General features: G+C 64.0%; 2 protein-coding genes. Both read left to right on the top strand.

Going from position 1 to position 1,514, the window contains the following annotated elements; all coding sequences use genetic code 11:
• Nucleotides 1-316: 316 nt before the first annotated feature.
• On the top strand, nt 317-940 hold the full coding sequence (locus tag ABE459_RS25950; protein WP_323833584.1) for a tetratricopeptide repeat protein: 624 nt from the start codon (nt 317-319) through the stop codon (nt 938-940).
• A gap of 49 nt (nt 941-989) precedes the next feature.
• The gene (locus ABE459_RS25945; RefSeq protein ID WP_125858265.1) at nt 990-1,445 is read left to right on the top strand and encodes a VOC family protein; all 456 of its coding nucleotides are present in this window, start codon (nt 990-992) and stop codon (nt 1,443-1,445) included.
• The last annotated feature ends 69 nt before the right edge of the window (nt 1,446-1,514 follow it).

Below are 1,514 nucleotides of genomic sequence, written 5' to 3'. Positions count from 1 at the left end.
GGGTTTATCGAGGCGTCGAACCGCCGCGAACACGGGCGAAGCCCGTGCCACCCTCCGCGTCGCCTGCTTCGCGGGTAAACCCGCTCCCACAAGGTTCGCGCCAGCCTCGAATATGAGCAAGAGCAGCACCATCGCAATGGCAGCTATGGGTCGAAAGCAGCCAATCGCAACCCCACCTGAACGACCCTTGCAAACCAGAACTTCATCCCTCCCGCACTGTCAATTAGGTCTCTGTATCCAACAGGTCAGACAGCCCAGCCTGTCTGCCCAATCCCGACCCCAACCGGCAGCCCACCCTTTGTTAAGCCCATCCCTGATGCCAAGCCCCCGCACGCTGTCGACCTTGCTGCTATTGCTCAGTGCAACAACATCGCCCTACACCCTGGCCAGCGACCGCTCCGCCACCGCCAGAAGCAACAACGCCTCTACCCAACTGATCGAAACCGCCTCGCAGCAGTACGCCGATGGCCATCCGGATCAGGCGGCAGCAACCCTGGAGCGTGCCCTGCAAATCCAGCCGAACAATCCCGCCACCCTGCACTACCTCGGGGTATTGCGTCTCCAACAGGGCCAGTTCCAGCAGGCCGAAATCCTGGCGGCCCGCTCCAACCTGCGGGTAGGTGCCAACCAGGCGTTGCGCAACCGCAACCTGCAATTGATCGCAGCGGCACAGACCGCCCAGCGCACAGGCGTGGTGCCAACCAGGGCGGTGACGGTTCCCGTGCAGGACGCCATCGCCGCGAGGCCATCCGCGCCACCGCTGCAGCCCGTTGCCGCGCTGGATAGCGAGCCAAACGAGATACCGCGAGGTTTGCGCCCACCTCCCGGCAAATGCCGCATCTGGTTCCCCGACCGCCCGCCAGGCCATCAACCCGCACCGGTGAAATGCAAGAAACTCAAAGGCCGGGTGCCAATCGGCGCGTACCTGGTCCGCCATTGAGCGTACAGGCTGGGTTATGCTCCACCCCCTCAGCCAGGGGAGTGTCACGATGCAACTCACGTTCAGCCACGTGGATGTACTGGTCAACCAGCTCGAACCAGCCTGCGCCTACTACCAGCAGATCCTCGGCGCCGAGATCTCCACCACCCAGGTGTGGGAGCGTGGCGGCCTGCACGTGCGCTACGCCATCGCCCGCATGGGCCAGGAGCGTTTCATGCTGGTGCAACCGCTGGCGGGCAACCTCAAGGTGCTGCTGGACGAGCACGGCGAAGGCATGATCTACCGCCATTGCTACTCGACGCCGGACATCGAAGTGGCCTATGACCAGTTGCTGGCCAATGGCGTGCAGCCAGAGAACGAGAATGGCCAGCCGCTGGCACGCAGTGACCTGCAATCACCGGCCGGGGCGCGGATCATCTGGTTGCCCAAGCGCTTTGGGCATTTTTCCATCGAGATCATCGAGGCGCAGGCGTTGGAGGCGTTCATCGAAGGGGCGTTTGCCTGATACCACAACCTGCAATAGGGCCGCCGTGCGGCCCAGCGCCGGCCACCCCCCGCCCCCAACCGCCCAACC

Origin of the sequence: Pseudomonas sp. TWI923 (genome assembly GCF_039673365.1) — a bacterium.
GTDB classification, from domain to species: domain Bacteria; phylum Pseudomonadota; class Gammaproteobacteria; order Pseudomonadales; family Pseudomonadaceae; genus Aquipseudomonas; species Aquipseudomonas sichuanensis.
This window is presented reverse-complemented; position numbering and strand designations above follow the sequence as displayed.

Bases quoted from the DNA above. Each gene is read 5' to 3' on its own strand.
- ABE459_RS25945 (WP_125858265.1), top strand. From the start codon at position 990: ATGCAACTCACGTTCAGCCACGTGGATGTACTGGTCAACCAGCTCGAA.
- ABE459_RS25950 (WP_323833584.1), top strand. From the start codon at position 317: ATGCCAAGCCCCCGCACGCTGTCGACCTTGCTGCTATTGCTCAGTGCA.